This window comes from Leisingera sp. F5 (assembly GCF_001593695.1).
The window spans coordinates 1-1,811 of sequence record NZ_LUKH01000708.1 but is presented as its reverse complement, the minus strand read 5'-3'; the positions used below and the strand labels follow the sequence as shown (position 1 = coordinate 1,811).

At 65.0% G+C, this 1,811-nt stretch carries 3 protein-coding genes; 2 read left to right on the top strand and 1 reads right to left on the bottom strand.

Features of this window, described 5'->3' with window-relative positions; translation table 11 throughout:
- The coding region (locus A2I95_RS35060; protein ID WP_291737177.1) for an NIPSNAP family protein at nt 1-206 on the top strand (206 nt) is incomplete at its 5' end.
- A gap of 9 nt (nt 207-215) precedes the next feature.
- Complete coding sequence (locus A2I95_RS35055; RefSeq protein WP_245596898.1) at nt 216-593, top strand: antibiotic biosynthesis monooxygenase; 378 nt, start codon at nt 216-218, stop codon at nt 591-593.
- Here the strand turns inward: A2I95_RS35055 and A2I95_RS35050 are convergent.
- Nucleotides 590-1,811: FAD-dependent oxidoreductase (locus A2I95_RS35050; RefSeq protein WP_291737176.1), on the bottom strand; the 1,222-nt coding region annotated here is incomplete at its 5' end. The genes A2I95_RS35055 and A2I95_RS35050 overlap by 4 nt on opposite strands.

The window sequence follows — 1,811 nt, the reverse complement described above, 5'->3', positions numbered from 1 at the left end:
ATTTTGCGCCGCATGAAGGGTCGTCGACACTGGCTTATGGCATCTACAATGTGGAGAGCCTTGCCGCCTATGAAGCGTACCGTGCCCGGCTGGCGGCGGATTCTTTGGGGCGCGAAAACTATGAGTTTGCGCAGAAAGAGCGGTTTCTGCTGCGCGAGGACCGGACCTGGCTGAAACTGGCCTCAGCGCCGCATGGGATTGGTTGAGGGGTGGATATGATAGCCGTGATATTCGAAGTGGAGATCGCCGAGGGGCAAAAGGAGGTCTATTTGGAGACCGCGGCTGCGCTGAGGGAGCAGCTGGACCAGGTGGACAGGTTTGTTTCGGTGGAGCGATTCCAAAGCCTGAGCGCGCCGGAGAATCTGCTGTCCGGTGGTGAAGATGCGCCGCCGTGCCCGTTTGCAACGGCGGGGGCGCATTGGCGGGCGGCTCCCGTCCGGCTTAAGAGCATGAAACATGCACCGCGCCCGTTGGGCGTGGCACCGCGCGATGCGCGGTGCCATCTGCCGCGCCGCCGGCGCGGCCGGGCCCAACTGCTGGCCGGGTCCGTCAGGACCTGGAACCGCAGGCGGGAAAGCCTTGCCTGCCGTTAAAGTTCCGCTGCCAGCCGCGTGCCCTGGTTAATGGCGCGCTTGGCATCCAGTTCCGCGGCCACGTCAGCTCCGCCGATCACGTGGGCGGTGATGCCGTGCTCTGCCAAATCATCTGCAAGCGACCGTTCGGAGACTTGCCCGGCGCAAAGGACAATAGTGTCCGCGGGCACCAGAGTGGGGTTTTCCCGCGCGTCGCCAAAGGAGACATGCAGGCCGTCCGCGTCAATGCGCTCGTAATTCACGCCGCCCAGGAATTCCACGTCCTTCATCTTGAGCGTGGCGCGGTGAATCCAGCCGGTGGTCTTGCCCAGCCGCTTGCCGTGGCGTTCCGCCTTGCGCTGCAGCAAGGTCACTTGGCGCGCGGCGGCGGCGGGCTGCGGTCCTTCGGGAGCGAGGCCGGCGCGATGCGCGTCCGGATCAGCGACCCCCCATTCCTTCATCCAGGCGGGCAGATCGGTGGCCGGGCTGTGGCCCTCTTCCAGCAGAAACTCGGAGACATCAAAGCCGATGCCGCCGGCGCCGATCACCGCAACGCGCTCGCCAACCGGTTTCTTGTGCCGTAGCACGTCGATATAGCTGAGGACATTGTCCGCGTCCTGGCCCGGGATCTGCGGGTCACGCGGGATGACGCCGGTGGCGATCACCACCTCGTCAAACCCGGTCAGATCATCGGCCGCCGCTTCGCGGCCCAGCTCCAGCGTGACGCCGGCCTCCGCCACCATAGTGCGGTACCAGTCGACCAGGCCCCTGAATTCCTCTTTACCCGGAACCTGTTTGGCCATGTTGAGCTGGCCGCCGATCTCTTCGGCTTTGTCGAACAGGGTGACGTTATGCCCGCGCTGTGCGGCGGTGAGCGCGGTGGCAAGGCCCGCGGGGCCTGCGCCGACGATCGCCACTGATTTCATTGCGGCGGCGGGTTCGATCACCAGCTCGGTTTCGTGGCAGGCGCGGGGGTTGACCAGACAGGACGTCAGTTTACCGCTGAAGGTGTGGTCGAGGCAGGCCTGATTGCAAGCGATGCAGGGGGCAATATGGCGCGCCTGGCCCGCTTCGGCCTTGGCGATGAAATCCGCATCGGCCAGCATCGGGCGCGCCATCGAGACCATGTCGGCGCAACCCGTTGCCAGCACCTCTTCGGCCACGTCCGGCGTGTTGATGCGGTTGGAGGTGATCACTGGAATGCCGACCTTGCCCATCAGCTTCTTGGTGACCCAGGCG